The following is an 18,418-nucleotide window of genomic DNA, read 5'->3' on the forward strand; positions in this document are numbered from 1 at the left end:
GCACCTTTCAACGAAGAAGAAATGGCTTGAGCTGTTAATGTAGGCAAATAAAAATAACAAAAGAGTAAATTTAAGTGATGCACAAGCATCACTCAACTGTTTCTCCAAAGTGATCCCTAACAATGGAAAGATCTTGTGTGTCCACTGTTGAATCCTGATTAACATCCCATCTTGGAGTGGTATCCGAATATGTCTGTCCATAATTCATTCCCACCAAAGTTATGTCGAGAATGTTCACAATCCCATCTTCATTGACGTCCCAGCAGGGATGAAGATACGGGACATCAATAGTCCATGTATTGGAGAATACACCACTTTCTGCAGCTCCTAAGAACTTAACAGTATGATTACCCGATGAGATCCATTCCTGCATATGACTCGTAGTGCTGCTCTCTACCAATTCTCCATCAAGATACCAATCACAACTGATGAATGACTGGTCAAAGCTTACGTTGAAGACTGTAGAGTCATCTACATCAGCGGTGAAAGATGTTGACACAGGCAAGTAAGAAGGTTCTGAAGCAGCCGGAGCAATATTTATAGCCACATTTGCAGAATCATTGAGATAGCCATCAGTGACTCTGAAAACTACTTCATAACTGCCGGCATCGCCCTCTTGCGGAGTCCAGCTAAAGGTTGCTGTTGCAGAATCAAAGGTGGCTCCCTCAGGAAGAGACATACATGAGTATGTAAGCTCATCACCTTCAGAATCTACTGCATTGATAGGTAAAAGAATGCTATCTCCTTCGGATATCAAAATTGCAGGGATCATGTCGAATTCCGGTGCAGAATCTACCAGTACAGTTGCATTGGAGATCGTATAAGGCGCAGGATTGGAATATGTATTGTTTAACGTAACATCCGAGAGCGTAAGTTCAAGTATCCCGGAGCTGCTTCCTGCAACCATGTTCACCGTGGCCATGGCTCCAGGTGTTGAAATCGTACCAGAATCTACTATAATGGAACTGACACCCCTTAGTACTGAAGCAAGATCATCGACCTCGCCAGCATTAAAAGTTGTAGACAGCCCTTCGGAAGAGAACAAAGCACCCTCCTGAACAGAACTTACTGAAGCAAGGCTGCTGTAATGCAGATCGAATTGTGATTCTGACAGAGATGTTTCCGGATCGATGTATACATCAAGTGAGAAAGTGTCCCCAGGAGTTACTACACTTGATGAAGGTGATATGCTGATAGTCGATGAGCCTGATTCTGACACAACAACAGACCATGTGTTGGAAAGAACTTCCAATCCAGTATCTCCTTCGAAGCGGACAGAGTGTGTTCCAGATTCAGTCCATTCCTGCGTATGGCTCATAGTTCCAATTTCCACAAGCTCACCATCAAGATACCAATCTAGGCTCATGAATGGCTGATCTGAACTAATACTAAAGGTTGTAGATTCACTTTCACTAACAGTGAAAGATGTAGATGAAGGTTTAAACGAAGATTCACCACCAGATAGGCTCGGTTCTTCCTTTTTTTCCCATATCCGATAAATGCCTTCAGGGACAACATCCACAGAATTATTAAACCAAACTCCTCCATTATCAACAGTCTCTGTTATATTAGAAATTTCCGTAAAGTTGTCATACCCAAAACAATATGTGATTCCTGCAGTAGTATCGAAATATAACAACTCAATTGTAGTCAGGGTTTCACTATAATTTGATAGATTTAATAGCATATTGGTATTGAGGCTTATATCATCAAAGTTGAAAATTTCAATATTATAAGATGGTCCTACCTCAGGTTCTTCTCCAATACTATACACTGCGAAGTCATCAATACCCCATTCTGCACCACTGGCTATTGTCTTGAATCCAACATATCCAGAATTCACAGAAATATCCCATGAGCCTATATATGTGGAATCCACGTACATCCAGACATTAGTGTCATTCATGGATACATTAATAATCTGGTTGTTTTCGACTGCTTGTTGACCGTTGCCACCACTGGGAGGTATATAGGTTGTCCCATCATACAATCTCAAATATCCATCTGATTCTCTGAATCTAATGTATATACCATCAAAAGTATCGTTTGCAGATGTACTTAGATACAAACCCCAATCCACATTGGTTAGCGATTTATTCAGATCAATATACTTGATTGATACTGTTCTAGTAACTGAAAATGACTGATTACTCCAAATAATACCAGTAGTCGCACTTTCAGCCATTCTAATATATTCGCTTTCAATCGCAGTTTTTGGATATATTTCTATCCAATTTGAACCCAAATTAGTACTGTTCTCTCTATTGAAATTGTCACTGTCAAGCACCTCTGCATTTACAGAATGAACACAACAGAATGTAAAAAACAATAGTAGCAGTAACTTATTTTTCATATAACCACCACCCTAGCATTTCCATTGTTTCCAGTTGGATGAATAGGATACATTGTAGCATCCCACCTTTTAATGGCATCAGATGAAAGTTCTATAGATGCACTGCACATATTGTCATAACAAATAGGGGTTCCTTGCGTGTAATCGCCACTACCAGATACAAAATTAAGTTCAAAAATCCCCTTATGCTTTATTGTTACAGATGAATTATGAGCCAGTGATATCCTTTGTGTGCCATTCCAATCTCTGACAATTGCACCAGTAGAATTTTTATAAATTTGAACTCCATATAGTGGATTAATTGTTTCAGTGCCAGGAGAGCCGCCAATCAGCCTGATAGGAGCATGATTGCCTTCAAAGACATCTCTAATATTGTTGGGCGTAGAATATGACTGATGCTGCCCAATATAGTTATCACTATACAATTGTTTGATTGTGTTATTGTAATAGTAATTGTCCCCACCAGATATTGAGATGTACTTTTCAACATTGTAAAGATAATTATTAGCTATTATAGAGTTCCAAACAGATGCGGAATTTGTAGTTATGGGAACTGCATACTGTTCGCCAATATCATGTATGATATTGTTACTAATATTAATTCTCAAGATTACTTGTTCATCCCATACTTCTACTCCACCGCCATCATTCTGAAAGCATATTGCATCATGCCAGTAGATATCATATATTTCACAATTGTAAATGGTTATATCTGTTGTCGGGTTTTCCATAGTACCAATAATATTAATACAATTAGCAGAATTTCTGACATCGTGAAGTTTAGAATTAATGAGAGAACAATTTTGAGCACCAGGACCAAAATAAAATGGGGTGTGTCCAAAACCATCATCTCGGACTCCTGACTCATTCAGCCAGATATCGCAGTTATTCCACTTAATATTGTTACATACCAGATTTTGGACGCAGTAGTCATATCCTGTAACATTGATACCATTGAAAACTACGAATGAGGCATTGTTATCTAGGACAATTCCTTTGCCAGTATAATCAACCCCATCAAAAGTCACCTGTTGATTTCCATTTATAGTAATAGGGTTTCCATTTATACCTGAATTCGAACTACTAAAAACTAGATGATCATTATAGATTCCTGGATTTAAATTTAAAACATCTCCAGATGACAGATTAGCAACTATCGATGCCAAATCATCACCCGGGTCAGCTGTATAAACTATTGCATGTGCATTACCACACATCAGGGTCAATAAAACAAGAGAAAAAATAAGTGATAGTTTTGAATGATTGTTTTCCATAGTATCTATTAATGAAAAAAGAGTTGCATTTGATTTCATCATATCCCTTTTCGATGTATGTTATTACTGCATTATTCATGGACATGAACATTAAACTGATGGCCATATTAGCAATGTTTTTGTACATAGTCTAGTCTTGTAGAAAACTTATCTTGATTTTATTGATGAACGAATTAGGATACCTACATCTTCAATTAGGATTTCACAATTCTATGACCTATTAATTTAGAAGTGAAAAACTTCAAATTTAGATTGATATTCAAATGATTCAGATAGATTTGTGGTATACAGAACAGAAAAGAAGGTAAATTTAGAAAGTGATGTATTTGGAATCATAGGTGATCACAAAATGATTCTCATTCACTTTCAATTCCAAAAAAACAATCTATTTGCCTATAAATTGTGCTTTTCGATGATATCACACATATATCTTGTGACATTAATTTTTTCAGTTTCTATTTTTTTGCTCTTTTCAAGCCATCTCTTTTTGCTATTTCTATCTTTAAGTAATTCATGTGCTTTTTTTATAGCTCCATTTTGTGCATCATCATCTGAAAAAGTATATAGCAAGTTATAGACATATTCTAATTCATCTGTGTATCCGCGCCTAGATGTTGATATGTATATAGAAGGAGTGCCCAAGAGTGCGCATTCAGTGGCCATTGTTGCACTTTCACCTATGAATAAATCAGCAAAATGCATCAAACTATGAATTTTTTCAAAAGGTAGTGTAAATTCATACTTTTTTAGTTCAAAAGGAAGTTCCTCTTCAGATGAGATTAATATTTTTCCATAATTATGCAACTCATTGATGGCTTCAATCCTATTTTTGAACCCATGATCATTTATATCATGACTAGCATTCCAAGCAACAAACCTAATAAGTATTATTTTTTCATTATTGATAACACCTAAATCATCTAACACTGAGGGATCTGGATTAAAGAATTTACTTGACAAATATTCATGTTCAAAATATCCATCAAATCGTTGGTGTTTTTTCCCATGATTCCTTTGATAAGAAGTAGGTGTGATAATTGCATCTGCGAAAGGTAAAGTTATTTTATGAACAGCTTTTGCTATTTCGGTATCTTCAAATACTATGTAAGGTTTTCGCATCATTGCACTAATATGTGCAATATGAGGAATTGCACGCCCCACAAAAACATCTGGTTTAAAATCTTTTAAGATGTTATATGTTCGATATTCCCATCGTGGCAAAACTATTAGTTTATCGAGCATGTTAGATTGATTCTCTCCAACAATTTCATATTCTATATCATATCTATCTAACAGATATTTGGTAATATCTTTTTCTACTGCGATAACTTTTACAACATGTCCTCTTTTAATAAGGCATTCAATAACATTTTTAAAAATAAGGACATGTTTTGGATGAGATACTCCAATTGCTATTTTCATTTTACCCTCCCACTCAAAAAAAATAATTATCTTTTCAGCAGTAATTCCTGATTTTTCGAAACTACGCCCCAATCATAATTTGAGATGAAATTTTTTATATCCTCTCTTTGTTTCCTATATTTCTCAGGCCATTTTATAATTGCTTTAACTAAATCAGCCATTTCTTGAAAATCTCCAACTTCAACTGTATTCAAATAGTCATCATAAAATTCATTATAGGTAGGAAGATTATAGGCAACTACAGTTAATTCACAAGCTAATGCCTCTAAAATCACTATACCTTGTGATTCATAATAGCTTGGATACAAAAAAATATTTGAATCTTTCATAATTCTATATTTCTCATCGTTTTCAGCTTGCCCGTAGACAAATACGTTATTTTCAAGTGAATTTTTTCTTATCTCTTTCTCCAATTCATCCCTATCCGGTCCATCTCCTAAAATACAGATTTTTGCTGTAGGATTATCAATTGTGACAATTGACCAAATTTTAACAATATCAAGTATTCCTTTACTTTTAACCAGTCTACCTAGAAACACACAATCATATTTTCTAATTGTAGGTGTCTTTATGGAAACAATAGATTGATAAGGGATAGCATTTGAAATAATCTCCACTTTTTGAGATGCAACTTTTCGATTTACAAAATAGTTTTTAGTTGATTTATTGATAACAAAAACCAAGTCGAAGTACCTTTCTGATACAACGGTGCAAAAATACCAGTTAAGGTATGACAAGTTTCTTTTTAAAACGTTTATTGATTTAAGGTATTTGCTCCTTTCTTTCAGTGGAGTCGTATGGAAATAAACAACCAATTTTGTCTTTTTACTTTTCATAAAAATAGCAGGTATTATATTTTGAGGTAAATAATTTGGAGCAACTACTACATCGTATTCGTTTCTCATTTTGTAACATAAATATGCACTTTTAACCGTTCTTGATATATATGCCAAATGAAATTTTCTGATGGAATCAAATGTAACATCATACTTAATTATTTTTTTATTTTCATGTGGAGCACCGATGTGGTCAACAGCTACATTATATCCTTCATTAGATATTAAGTAATGAATATCATTTGAAACAATCCATCTATTTGCTACCTCAACTATATGCCGACTTCCACCCCCAATAACACCGATCAATGAATTGAAAATAATGAGTATTCTCATTTTTTCATTGTTCTTACTCATTCTTTTTCACCTTAATCAATTGATATTTACCTTTCTTACTCTTTAAAAAGAACATGAAACCAGGCAAGGGATCAGTTTTAGAGAACTCGTCTGAATGAATTTGTCGGAAAGTGAAAAAATCTTTTGCTAGCTGGCTTTTGTGATTGGAAATTTTCATGTAAGAAAGAAATGCTCTGCAATCATTAAAAAACAATCTTGTTTTAATTCCAACTTGATAGTCTTTAACAGAAGCTACATCCCCGTCAATTGCCATTTGATATAGCAAATATGGAAAATCAACTCCACTTCTCACAGCTTGATTTATTGAACCCCAAAAGCGGGGATTAACTTCTATTATATATGGTTTATTCGTTTCTCGATCCAACTTGAATTCAACCATTGCTAAACCATGCCATTTCACATGACTTAATAATTTAACAGCAATTTTTTCCATTTCCTTGTTTTTGACACTGACTCGAAGTGTACTGGGACCTCCTGATATGGGATACTCCCTTAATCTTTTATGAATAAATACAGCCCTAAGGTCCCCTTCATTCATTAAAACAGATGCACCATATGAATCGCCTGAGATATATTGCTGAACAATTGGATAATCTATTGGATCTAAATTATATTTTATAATTGTATTTTTATATTTATCTATGAAATCTTCTATAGAGTAAGCATAGCTTAATCCTTCACTACTAGTTGAATTCTTTAGTTTAATGACGACAGGATATGATAATTCAACTGCAAGTCCTTCTATTTTTTTAGTATTATCCATAGTATATGTCTTTGGAACTGGCAATCCAATTTCATCAGCAAGTTCTATTAATTTCTGTTTATCATTTATCACTACCATTTTTGAATAATCTTCAAATGGATATTTTGTATATTGTTCCAATTTATACTTGTATTTAGAAGTTAACAATGTGTCTACACTATTTATTGGCATCATCACATCAATATTTTTTTTCTGTATAAAACTTAATATTTGTTTCATATAAATATCAGGTTCAGCTTTTGGGGATGCTGTAAGAAAATGATTTTTTGTGTACTTTGAGAAAAAAGAAATAGCATATTTGTTTGTATCTGAACTTACTACATCTATTCCTTTAGATCCTAGTGATCTTGTCACAGTCAATGCTTTTGAACTATTTGCATTCGTTATAAGTACATTCATGTCTATTTATTCCTGAGAACTATTTTAGATGTTGATTTTGCCAACCCTTTTATACCTTCTTTTTTGTATTTTCCAATACCCCTACTTAGCGTCTTAACCATTTTTGATGACTCACAGCCAATGATTTGGGCTTTATCGTTCAATAACGTCTTTTTTATCGATTCAATGTCAAGATCCATCTTATCGCTTGAATAAACAGTTCTAACGTTTCCAATTTCACTCAAAATATGAGCATCACTGCCTGATACGCAGGGGATGTCATGTTTTGTTGCTAATTTCTTTGCATTTATGTTTGCTTCTTTAGAAGAGCGAGCATTTAAACATTCGATTAAGTCTACTCTATGAATCATTAACTCTGGATTTTGATTTCGATATGGATGAGGGAGCAAAATAATTCCATCTTGTTCCTTAATTTCATCACATACATCACCATAATCGTGGCATTTAATCTCTTCATTTAAGAACAAACCTATTATTTCTCCGACATCAGTCATTATCTCTGAGCCAACTATCACAATAATCTCTTCAGTTTGGTACAGTTTTGCTTTTAAAGCACCTTCTATTGTATTATGATCTGTAATGGCAATTCCATCAAGATTATTCTTGATGGCACTTTTAAGTAGTTTCTCAGGTTGAGTATAAGAATCATTAGAATATTTGGTATGAATATGGAAATCGAAAGCATATCCTTGATTATATATAATAGAAGAGTTCATGTACATTCCATTAAATTATTTTTATAGATTCAATCAGTAATAAACATATATATATTTTATTATAAAAACTTGAAAACACGTTTTAAAAATATATTAATATAATGAAATTAAGTTTTGCATAAATCCTATTAACTCTTGATTAAGATACTGGGCTTCTAGATACAATATTATGCCAGTGCTAACAAAATCTATAAAGCTTTCCCACCCATCTTTGAAATTGCGATCGTTTTTTCTTCATAACCTTTAGCTTCATTTATGGCTGCATTATGATTCCTCAGTTCACGCCCATTTCTACCAATTATAGTTAGCATATATAATTTAAACGTAGGTTTGCATCAAAAATAGTAAACTTGAAACTACCTTAAATTAAAGCTTCACCATATAAAGTGCTATCCTAACTTACGACTGACATCATACTTGTCAGAGCTATCTGTTACCAAGCGAACGCAAACAATCAAGTACCGTTTTTGTTTCATTAGTAATGATATTGGTAGCTTCAAGAAGCTCATTCTAATTTTTGATAATAAAGTCTCTCATCAACATAATATTTTATTGTGTTAAAATGCATGTAAGTAAATAGAAACCGTGTAACTTTGATTTTGATTATTTCAAAAAATCTTCTTCAAAATAGCCTCAACGTAAAATAAGTATGTAGCGCTTAAGAAATTTTGAATACTCATTGAATTTTTCATATCAACTGGTTAGTCTTCTAAAAACAATCTCCAACGTACAAGAATAGTCCTATAATCCTTTTTTAAGGAATACGATAGTAAATCTTGCATATCTAATGTCATTAACTGTTATAATATTTTTATATGACGAGATTATCCAATTAAATTTCGACAAAGCTATGATTTAAATAATTTAAAAGCAATTGCAACACTTATAGTGTATTCCCATGTATCTGATAATAACTCCGTGCAAAAATGAAATTGATAATTTACCAAAACTAGTGGAATCTGTGATGAAGCAGACTATTAGGCCCATTATGTGGGTTATTGTAGATGATGGCAGTTCAGATGGTTCTAAAAATATTGAAAAGGAAGCAGCTTCCAAAAACTCATGGATTCACATTCTTGAAATCAACGAAGAACATAAGAGAGATTTGGGGCCGCATTTATCCCAGAATATCAAGAGAGGATTTGAATATGCTGTAGACTTCCTTAAAGAAAATGACCTTGATTATAAGTTTATTGGGAATCTTGACGCTGATCTTTCAATACCATCTTCTTTTTTTGAGGAGTTGGTTGATGAATTTAATTTAGATGATACCCTTGGGATTGCAAGTAGTGGAATTAAGTTAACAAAAAATGGTCAACTAGTCCATGTTACTGGCCTGCCGGAGGATGAACCTTCGGGAGGCAATATGCTGATGCGAAGAGAATGCTATGAAGATTGTGGTAGCATACCGGTTTCTTATTCATGGGATTCAGTACTAAAGGCAAAAGCAAGGTTTAAAGGATGGAAGACTAAGAGATTCGAAAAAATCATAGCAGTTGAATCAAGGGATGTTTCGAATGCAGAAGGCTATTGGAATGGATATATAGTGTATGGCCAAAGCAGTTATTATTTAGGCTTCCATCCCTTACACATCATATTAAAAAGTTGCATATATATCTCCAAGAAGCCTTATTACATAGGTTTTGCTTATTTGGTAGGGTATTTTTATGATTTCTTCTTAAGAAAAGAACAAATAGCTGATGATGAATTAAAGCAATATTTTAAGAGAAAATGGGTGATTGCTATTAAAAAGTACCTTCCCCGGAGATAAAAATGAAAATATCAAAAAGATCATCTGGCTTAATTTTAGGATTGATTATTTTATACAACATATTGATACGCTTCCAAGTGGAGTTATATGAGATAGGTTATGACTCCTTCTTTGTTCATGTATTGATAAATTCCATATCAGAATTTGGTTATGCAAAATGGTGTCTTAGTACACTATCATTTGCAGGCTTGTATCCATATTCTTATGCATCATCAGTTCCATTTTTATTATCCGGATTTTCACAAATATCAAATATCCACATGAATTATGTGATTTTTATTTATTGCCAAATTATTGGCTTACTTAGCATTTTTGTAGGTTATTTAATGGCTTCTAAAGTCACAGATAATGACTTCATAAAACTAATTTCGGCACTTTTTTTTTCAGTTAGTTTGTCAATTGTTGATTATTCTACCATGACAATACCTACTCGTGGATTGTTGATTGTTTTAGCACCTCTTAGCTATTACATGCTGGTCAAAATTCATGAGACTAGCAAATTTTCATATTATGTTCTATTCGTGTCACTGTCTCTATTTTTATTCGTAACTCACCATTTATTCTATTTCCTAATTCCTCTTTTTCTGTCTTATGTTATACTATTCTTTTTGCCTAAATTTAAGATATGCAAATTATTCCCTGAAAAATATAGACCATTGATGATACTAATTGGTTTTTCAATAATGTTTTCTATTCCTTTTTTCACAGGTAAGTTTGTTGAAGATTCAAGATATGCCCCTCTTTTCACCAATTATTTGCGTTATATGGGAATTCCTTTAATATATGCAATAGGAGGATTACTATACCTAACTTTCAAAACAAATAAGACATACTCAGAATATTTATTAATTATGACAACCGTTTTTATAACTGTATTCATTTATAATTTAACATATCTTAAAATGTTTATTCCTGTTTTTTTAGTTCCATTTGCAGGATATGGTTTCTATAATTTTGTAAAATCTGTACATTCTTCTAAAAATGCAAAATTATTCATTATTTTGTCCTTACTTGTTATTACCAGCTTTGTATCATATTTTCAATTTTTACATAACAATGATAATAATGATTTTATAGAACACAATTTGGAACAATCAACTTTCGTAGCAGGCAATTGGATGAAAGAGAATACAATTGGAAATGCGATTTCAAACAACAACCATTTAGGCTTTAGACTTGCCGCTATTGCTGAAACTACTCATTTCTTAACGTTATCTTCTGTTATGGATCAAATTTATGGATTTATAATCCCGGATATTTCCGAATTTGAAAGATACCCTCTAACATCTGAAGATTTTTGGTATTCTGGATATTCAGGACCTGACCATGGCAATGCAATATGGGCAGACTTGCATAGATTAAAACTCTCACCCACCAATTATAGTATTAATTATGTTGTTGAGGATGTTGATCTTGATACCTATGTCCTATGGAATCATCGACCTTTTGCCTCTAAACTTATAGTCTCTGCTCATAACGACAAAGCATGCGTATTTGACGATGGTGACATAAAGATATGGATGTAGATTAATGATTATGAAGGTTCTGATTAACATCCATATATTTTAAATATATGATTTAAATGAAATATAGAAAGCTAGAAATCTGACATGAAAGACACAGTATGCTCTCAGAGAGTTGTTAGATACTGAATGCTTCTTTTTATTTTAAAAACATATAAAAGATATTTTGAAATAATTTAAAAGCTCAATTCAAACTGCAGTAGATAACAGTGACAAGTATATCAAGGTGTACACACGATTCATTATTTAAAAGGACATGAATCTAACAATTTATCTAAATCTAATTGAATCATATTTTTTTGTGCTTTAGCACATATGTTTTCTACTGTTGTACTTTCATCAATTATCATTGGACTTACATCTTCTTTTTTTATTGACAGATAATAATCTCTAAATTTGAACCCATCACCTAGAATTTTATCCGACAATTTGATCCATACAGAAGGAACTCCATACGAATCTGCTGCAATTAGACCATGCAAAGAACTTGATGCAACATTTTCACAACTACAAATATCATCGACAAATTCATGAATATCCCCCAATATATCTATTATCAAAACATCTTTATTACTTCTAAAGTTGTCAATAAGTGAGTTGTCCTGATCAATATGATGAGGAATTACACCAAGTTTATACTTTTTTGTTCTCTTGGGAAAATAGTACCGTGGAAGAAGTAGAGCAGGATCGCCATAAATCTCAGGACACTCTATACCTTGATTTAAGATAATATTTCGAGTCAATGGTCCCCTAACTGCCGCAATTTTAAGTGGCTCTTTATTAAGTTGTCCAGTCTCATATAGGAATCCACTTCCCCAAATAATCAACTTTTCTTTGTTGGAAGCTTTTTCTAAGATGCTACCAATAACTGAATAAGTTGGATTTATTTTTAGAGATGGAAAAAAGCAATCACTTTTAAGTGGTTTCTTACCTGATATATACTCCACCAAAAAAGGATTTAAAGCATCTCCCCAATTATCTTTACCTGCATCCCACCACCAGACAGTAATAAAATCATTCAGAAATATTTTATTTGAACGTATTTTTACTTTAATGTTGTATAAAAAGCATCTACTTTTTTTCCTAAGAAAAGAACGTATTTTTCCGTACATTTCTGCCACTTTTAGTCGTAATCTTATTTAAAATGATTGAAACGAGCACTTAATTTATTCCATCTATACTGAAAAGAAATGGATAAATGTTATAGATTCAAGTGTACTCAGCATTTACTGTAGCCATTTATCCATTAAGAAGAAAGAACGTATACCCTTCCTCGACAGTAAGCATTTCTGTTGATGTTTCGTTCATCGAAACTAATTTTAAGATATCAGGTGAACCGACACCTGATGCAAAACCGGCAATGACATTACTAAAGCAATGTTTAGAAGTCAAAAGGCAAGTTATTGTGTAAGAGATAAGGGATACAACTTAGAAGCTACATATTCGAAAACAAGAGAGCGATTACAAGCATTCTACAAAATTGGAACATGATGCCATTACAAAATGGACTTCAATCATTAACTCATTTCTATTAAGTTATTTGCAATTTCTTTAAGGTCATTTTTAAGCATAAAATATGAGAATAAAAAAACAATCATTAGACCAGACACTATACAAATTCCAAGCGCAATAATATCAGAAAAATTTTGGAGATAAACTTTTAATTGAAATATTGAAAACAGCATCAAAATAGAACCAATTGCCGGCTCAAAAATTGTCTCCAAAATATAACGATAATTTATTCGTAGTACTTTTGAAACATTATGAAGAGCAATAAACATAGTTAATAAAGACGGGATCATTACGGAAATACTAGTTCCAATGATCCCATATTCTAAAGTCAAAGGAAAAATTAATGCAGTTATCATTAAAAATTGTATCAAATTAATTTTTGCTACTATCTTTGGTTTACCCATAGAAAAAAATACATTTTCAGATATTTTTTGAATTGATTGAGTTAATCCATAGATGCATAATATTTGTAAAACTGCAATTGTTGGTACCCATTTATCACCATAAAATATTAGAATAAAATTTTCAGAGACACTAATTATCCCAAAAGAAATGGGGAAAATAACATATGAGCTAAACTTCAATATTTTTAAATGCGTTAGACCAATTAAATCACTATTCTCAATTTTAGAGTAAAGAGGAAATAACACTTGAGATGCAATATTTGCAAGTTGGATAGTAAAAAAATTAGCAATACTTAATCCAATTGTATAGTATCCCAAATATTCAACACCAAGATTCTTTCCTATAATTACCGTATCAATTACAGTCATAATAAAAGCAAATAAACTTGAAACAAGTACATGTTTTCCATAATTTAGCAGTTCAATTGCTTCAGCCAATGAAAATTTTATACAGGGTCTCCATTTAATAGCACTCCAAATAAAAGCGGTACTTAATATCTCTAATATCAATCTTCCAATTACTAGACTCCAAACACCATAACCTTCCAGAGCAAGAAAAACTGAAACAAGCCCATATCCAATTTTGGGAATTAATTGAACAAACGTCATTTTTTTAAATTCAAGTTCTTTTTTTAGCAAACTCCGAGGAAGATTACCAAAAGACCATATTACCAATGATAATGAAAGTACTCTTATAATTAATTCAATGTCTTCTTTAAAAAAATCTGCAATATATGGTGCAGTAGTATATGATATAAAATAAAATAAAATTGCTATTGCTGGAAAAAGATAAAATGCAGTGTTTGCAGCATTTTCAATATCTCCTTTCCTATGAATCAATGCATTTCCAATACCGAAATCACGAAATATCTCAAAAAAATTGATAGATATCAAAGCAATAGCTATAAGACCAAAATCTGATGGACTTAATAGTCTTGCAAGTAGGATATTAAAACTGAAATTTATTATTTTCAATAAAAATGTGGAAATTCCTACCCAAAATATACCCGACAACGTTTTTTTTCGAAGTGACATCTTATCATTACTATATTTATAGCCATGAACTCAACAATTATACTTCCCATGAAGGGTTTGCTTTTTAAATCAAAGCTTTTGGAAATGATAGAAATATTGATAAATATTTGATTTCATCCTCTATACCTTCACAAATAATTTTTAATTTAAAGAATATTACTGAAATAAGTTTTTTAATGTTTTCCATATAGATTCTATGAGATTTAAATCCGACGAATAAGGTGGTAAAAATAATAGTTTAATGGCTTTGTAGAAAAACTATTTTCTGCTTTATTACATAGTCTTTTAAGCGGATAAAAACCCAAAAGCTTTACATATTACAAAAAACACTAGTTATATTTAACTTTTGTGAAATAAGTACATGAAGTTTGTTAATACAGCGCTAGCTGTATCAGGAAAATCACATTTAGAGATTTACAGTTATAAGTATTCCAAAAGAGAATCACTTAAACTTGTTTACTTAACAGATTATTGAAACGAATACTTGCTCTGTTTCATTAATTGGAGAGAGAATAAAAGTTACTGCAATTGATTCAAGTTGATTTGCAAGTGCTCATTGTAGATACTATTATTCACTTAGATCAAGGAAGAAACATAGATCCATACTTAAAGTAAGTATTTTAGCAGATACTGCTAAATTCATATAACCGTTTTTAAGACATAAGTAAAATCTACTGATGATGCAAAAATGCAATGACATTACTTAAGCAATATCATAGAGCTCTAAGACAAGATTAATGTGATGGATAAGGAATACGCTTTTGAAATAATGCATTTATTAGTAAGAAATTAATTGAAATCAGTAGCTGTGATTACTTAAAATGATTAAAGAGTAAAGATTTACAACATATCCATCTTTATTAAGTAACAATGTGCTTCTATCAACCAATTTCGAAATTCAAATTTTATTACAATTTTAAGATATTGATTATAAGTATATATTCTAATTTACTCAAAATAACTATAAAGATATCAATATCACCATTCTATTAAACGAAGCACTTCAAAGGCTTCAGCATATTCAACATTGATAGTCTTCCCTCTGAATTTAGACAAGTTGACAATCGCTTCTCTTTCGACATAATCTTTTTTCTCTTGTGAAGCAAAAACTTGAATGCATTCCATCTTCATTTCAAATGTGATACTAATATCACTAAACGCAGTTGGTTTAAATTCCAGTGTAGTGGAAGGTGCCTCATAGCAGAAAATGCTGTTTTTCATTTTTCTAGAAGCAGAGAGAATAGATCTTGCAATATTCATGTGATCTTGATGGTAATCTTTTAAAGAATGAACATAAACAACTGAAGGTTTCCTTTCTTGGAGTATTTTATCTAGAATGCCAATAGTATGGCCATCATGTGCTATGAATGTATCCCTTAAACTCATAAAGTAAACATCAGTGACACCCATTTTTTCTGCTGCCTTTTCTGCTTCTTTTATCCTTATATTCTTCTGACCGCCTTTTTCCCCCCCAGTGGCAATTGAATAGTAGACTTCATCCCCCCTTTCCACGTGCTTTCTTATTGTACCACCACAACCTATCTCTATGTCATCTGGATGTGCTCCTATCGCCAAAACCGTCCTCTTTTTCATTTAAATCTCACCTTTTAAAGGTAACTTTCCTAAATTGAACAATGAATCAATTGCAGCCATATTTGGTAAAAAATTATCATAACATTGAGAGTATACAGGGTGATGAAAATTCTGAAATTCCAATCTAATATTGTGTTTTTCGAAAAGTTGAGTATCCAAGTAAGAGTGCCCCCCTGGTCCAGAAAGATATACATCCCCATCAAGAACACTTACAATATCAATTATTTTTTGAGTACCAGTTGATTTTAAATCAAACTCACTTGATAAGACTATCCTATTTTTAGTAAACATTCCACTAGATATCATGTTTATAAGTGCTATACTGAGGTCAACCAAATTATCATATTCTCCAGAATAAATTTGTTGCAAAGATTCTTTATATTTATGAAAATATTTGCTTTTTTCATAATTATTCATTATAGACTGAAAATGATCTTCAAACCAGTAATTATCCTTTACTAAAAAATCGTTTCTTATTTTAATGTTCTTAATTGGAAGACGGCTTTTTTCCACTGGAACTGTTAGCCATCGCCATCCATGATATATTCGAATTTTGTTCCTATGATGGAAATCTGATTTACTAAACTGAGCATCATCATATAGTACAAAAATGTCACTTTTATTCATCTTATCAAAAAAACCAAGATACGGGAGATAATTGGGCTGATGTAATGCAATTCTCAATTGTCTTCCTCCTTTCTTAAAAAACTAACTTCATGGCTTTAACATTCTTAATATCAAGAAGATCTCTTTGAATTTTTAAAGATTACGAAATCTGAATTAATAACTAGCATCAAGTGATACTTTAGACATAATGATAGAATCCAACACAAAGTCAGTCTTTAATATAATTATTGCTATCTATCGATAACAAACTAATTATGCCTTCATGCCTGAAATACATATACGCTTATATCATATTCATCAAAATATATGAATATATACTTTCTAATAGTTAGTTCCTTCCTAAATATCTTGCATTAAACATAGAAATTTATTCCATGATGCGTATATCCATTAAGTAAATAGAGTCAATTCTGTTGGAGAATTAATATACTATGGTAAAATATAAAATTAATTTTAATCCAATTTTAGATTTTACATACCAATCAATTTGACAAGTTCAATAATATTTCTATATTCTTACCAAGATATTCTTCCAGCAAAGCAAGTTTCTTTAGTCGATGTAACTGTCTATCCCTTTCAGAATACTCACAACTGTAAATATCAAAATGTGATTTTCCTGATACAGCTAGCGCTGTATTAACAAACTTCATGTACTTATTTCACAAAAGTTAAATATAACTAGTGTTTTTTGTAATATGTAAAGCTTTTGGGTTTTTTATCCGCTTAAAAGACTATGTAATAAAGCAGAAAATAGTTTTTCTACAATGTTAATTTATGCTAATTTTACATACAAATTATGAAAATAGTTGCTAGAGAATAAAAAGACTATTTATTAGAAGATATATTCGAAGCTCTTTCATATCCCTTTGTCATTTTCCGATATTGAATAATCCCAGCTTTTCCTATATTTTTAAAATTCTGCATAACAAATTCTGTCGTCCATCCAAATATGCTATCACACCACCTGTTGGGATGAGCAAGTATACAGATCTGCTCGAACTCTTCACTTCTAACCAAACTGATGACATCATCTGTGGATCTTACATCCTTTGTTAGCTTTGAGTTCATGCAGTCCTGATCAACATCAAGCACATCCTTCACACGTATATTCCTGTCTGCCCATGTTCTTCCAGTATCCGTGAGATAAAGAACTCGAGAATAATCCAAAGAGAAATAAGGTTCACCGATTATGCCTGTTTCCCTGAAATCATAATTTGTCCAGATATCTCTGTTAGACCAAGCCGCAAAGGGATTGCCATGCATACAGGCAGTAGTCACATCGGCATATTGACGAAGGTCTTCGAGTTCCTTCCTGAAAATCTCCAGAGCCTTTTCCTTATCACCTTTTGCTTTATCCATAACCTCATAATGAAAACCTACTTCATGACCCATGCTAGCTATCTCCTTAATGGCATCGGGCAGAAATACATCTTTAACATGTCTAAAGTAATATGTTGACTTTATATCATATGTTGCCTCAAGCCTTGCCATTGCAAGGTTCCGGTCCACTGCACGGTCTACATCATGACGTAAGATAATACATTTGTCCGCTAGAGACATCAGATAGTCATGCACAGTGATTGATTCATAGCTCGAGGACACTATAACCTCAAGCAATTCCCTATATTTAGACAATGTGAAATCTCGCAATGTAGAGCCTCAGTTTTACGGTTAAAGTTAACCATGTTTATTTTATTTAATGGCCTGTATGAATTTCTATTAGATACTGTCATCCATATTATATCGAAAATATAATTGCAATGATATCATATATAAATTTACCACCTCCAAGTAAATGATTATGATAATGACCTCTAACATTTTCAGTCAACT

Annotated in this window: 14 protein-coding genes; 2 read left to right on the forward strand and 12 right to left on the reverse strand. The window is 32.2% G+C overall.

Translation table 11 applies throughout. The features are described 5' to 3' along the window. Nucleotides 1–88 precede the first annotated feature (88 nt). From V7O62_RS04135 to V7O62_RS04160, 6 genes are all read right to left on the reverse strand, one after another. Nucleotides 89–2,353 (reverse strand): putative Ig domain-containing protein, encoded by a 2,265-nt coding sequence (locus V7O62_RS04135; RefSeq protein ID WP_406657760.1) that lies wholly within the window; start codon nt 2,351–2,353, stop codon nt 89–91. Beyond that, entirely contained in the window at nt 2,350–3,669 is a 1,320-nt protein-coding gene (locus V7O62_RS04140) for a hypothetical protein (RefSeq protein WP_406657761.1), read from the reverse strand. Before V7O62_RS04140 ends, V7O62_RS04135 begins: the two co-directional genes overlap by 4 nt. A 351-nt stretch (nt 3,670–4,020) precedes the next feature. Next, nucleotides 4,021–5,049: a DUF354 domain-containing protein gene (locus V7O62_RS04145; protein WP_406657762.1), complete on the reverse strand. Its 1,029-nt coding sequence runs from the start codon at nt 5,047–5,049 to the stop codon at nt 4,021–4,023. 26 nt (nt 5,050–5,075) lie between these two features. Beyond that, the gene (locus tag V7O62_RS04150; protein ID WP_406657763.1) at nt 5,076–6,242 is read right to left on the reverse strand and encodes a glycosyltransferase family 4 protein; all 1,167 of its coding nucleotides are present in this window, start codon (nt 6,240–6,242) and stop codon (nt 5,076–5,078) included. Then, on the reverse strand, nt 6,235–7,404 hold the full coding sequence (locus tag V7O62_RS04155; protein WP_406657764.1) for an ATP-grasp domain-containing protein: 1,170 nt from the start codon (nt 7,402–7,404) through the stop codon (nt 6,235–6,237). The genes V7O62_RS04150 and V7O62_RS04155 overlap by 8 nt, the downstream gene beginning before the upstream one ends. A 2-nt stretch (nt 7,405–7,406) precedes the next feature. Beyond that, nucleotides 7,407–8,120, reverse strand: coding sequence for a PHP domain-containing protein (locus V7O62_RS04160; protein ID WP_406657765.1), 714 nt, complete (start codon nt 8,118–8,120; stop codon nt 7,407–7,409). An 898-nt stretch (nt 8,121–9,018) separates the two neighbouring features. Between V7O62_RS04160 and V7O62_RS04165 the strand changes: the two genes are divergently transcribed. Both V7O62_RS04165 and V7O62_RS04170 read left to right on the forward strand, forming a co-directional pair. Then, on the forward strand, nt 9,019–9,891 hold the full coding sequence (locus V7O62_RS04165) for a glycosyltransferase family 2 protein (RefSeq protein ID WP_406657766.1): 873 nt from the start codon (nt 9,019–9,021) through the stop codon (nt 9,889–9,891). Between the two features lie 2 nt (nt 9,892–9,893). Further along, the gene (locus tag V7O62_RS04170) at nt 9,894–11,417 is read left to right on the forward strand and encodes a hypothetical protein (protein ID WP_406657767.1); all 1,524 of its coding nucleotides are present in this window, start codon (nt 9,894–9,896) and stop codon (nt 11,415–11,417) included. A gap of 239 nt (nt 11,418–11,656) precedes the next feature. Here V7O62_RS04170 and V7O62_RS04175 read toward each other — a convergent pair whose 3' ends face one another. The 6 genes from V7O62_RS04175 to V7O62_RS04200 all read right to left on the reverse strand — a co-directional run bounded on the left by V7O62_RS04175 (nt 11,657) and on the right by V7O62_RS04200 (nt 18,220). After that, the gene (locus tag V7O62_RS04175; RefSeq protein ID WP_406657768.1) at nt 11,657–12,526 is read right to left on the reverse strand and encodes a polysaccharide pyruvyl transferase family protein; all 870 of its coding nucleotides are present in this window, start codon (nt 12,524–12,526) and stop codon (nt 11,657–11,659) included. 405 nt (nt 12,527–12,931) lie between these two features. Continuing rightward, nucleotides 12,932–14,365: a lipopolysaccharide biosynthesis protein gene (locus V7O62_RS04180; protein WP_406657769.1), complete on the reverse strand. Its 1,434-nt coding sequence runs from the start codon at nt 14,363–14,365 to the stop codon at nt 12,932–12,934. A gap of 156 nt (nt 14,366–14,521) precedes the next feature. Next, a complete protein-coding gene (locus tag V7O62_RS04185) occupies nt 14,522–14,608 on the reverse strand; it encodes a transposase (protein ID WP_406658331.1) in 87 nt (28 codons plus the stop codon). Nucleotides 14,609–15,343: 735 nt separating this feature from the next. Further along, nucleotides 15,344–15,958, reverse strand: coding sequence for a PIG-L deacetylase family protein (locus V7O62_RS04190; protein ID WP_406657770.1), 615 nt, complete (start codon nt 15,956–15,958; stop codon nt 15,344–15,346). Beyond that, the gene (locus V7O62_RS04195) at nt 15,959–16,642 is read right to left on the reverse strand and encodes a WbqC family protein (RefSeq protein ID WP_406657771.1); all 684 of its coding nucleotides are present in this window, start codon (nt 16,640–16,642) and stop codon (nt 15,959–15,961) included. It lies immediately after the preceding gene. Nucleotides 16,643–17,410: 768 nt separating this feature from the next. Continuing rightward, nucleotides 17,411–18,220 (reverse strand): hypothetical protein, encoded by an 810-nt coding sequence (locus V7O62_RS04200; RefSeq protein WP_406657772.1) that lies wholly within the window; start codon nt 18,218–18,220, stop codon nt 17,411–17,413. Between the last annotated feature and the right edge of the window lie 198 nt (nt 18,221–18,418).

The sequence above is a fragment of the Methanolobus sp. ZRKC2 genome (genome assembly GCF_045291185.1).
Lineage (GTDB): Archaea > Halobacteriota > Methanosarcinia > Methanosarcinales > Methanosarcinaceae > Methanolobus.

What these genes read in the sequence shown, in the direction of transcription:
- V7O62_RS04145 (WP_406657762.1), bottom strand. Translation starts at nt 5,049, where the DNA reads ATGAAAATAGCAATTGGAGTATCTCATCCAAAACATGTCCTTATTTTT.
- V7O62_RS04150 (WP_406657763.1), bottom strand. Translation starts at nt 6,242, where the DNA reads ATGAGTAAGAACAATGAAAAAATGAGAATACTCATTATTTTCAATTCA.
- V7O62_RS04190 (WP_406657770.1), bottom strand. Translation starts at nt 15,958, where the DNA reads ATGAAAAAGAGGACGGTTTTGGCGATAGGAGCACATCCAGATGACATA.
- V7O62_RS04160 (WP_406657765.1), bottom strand. Translation starts at nt 8,120, where the DNA reads ATGAACTCTTCTATTATATATAATCAAGGATATGCTTTCGATTTCCAT.
- V7O62_RS04175 (WP_406657768.1), bottom strand. Translation starts at nt 12,526, where the DNA reads ATGTACGGAAAAATACGTTCTTTTCTTAGGAAAAAAAGTAGATGCTTT.
- V7O62_RS04140 (WP_406657761.1), bottom strand. Translation starts at nt 3,669, where the DNA reads ATGATGAAATCAAATGCAACTCTTTTTTCATTAATAGATACTATGGAA.
- V7O62_RS04170 (WP_406657767.1), top strand. Translation starts at nt 9,894, where the DNA reads ATGAAAATATCAAAAAGATCATCTGGCTTAATTTTAGGATTGATTATT.
- V7O62_RS04165 (WP_406657766.1), top strand. Translation starts at nt 9,019, where the DNA reads ATGTATCTGATAATAACTCCGTGCAAAAATGAAATTGATAATTTACCA.
- V7O62_RS04155 (WP_406657764.1), bottom strand. Translation starts at nt 7,404, where the DNA reads ATGAATGTACTTATAACGAATGCAAATAGTTCAAAAGCATTGACTGTG.
- V7O62_RS04135 (WP_406657760.1), bottom strand. Translation starts at nt 2,353, where the DNA reads ATGAAAAATAAGTTACTGCTACTATTGTTTTTTACATTCTGTTGTGTT.
- V7O62_RS04180 (WP_406657769.1), bottom strand. Translation starts at nt 14,365, where the DNA reads ATGTCACTTCGAAAAAAAACGTTGTCGGGTATATTTTGGGTAGGAATT.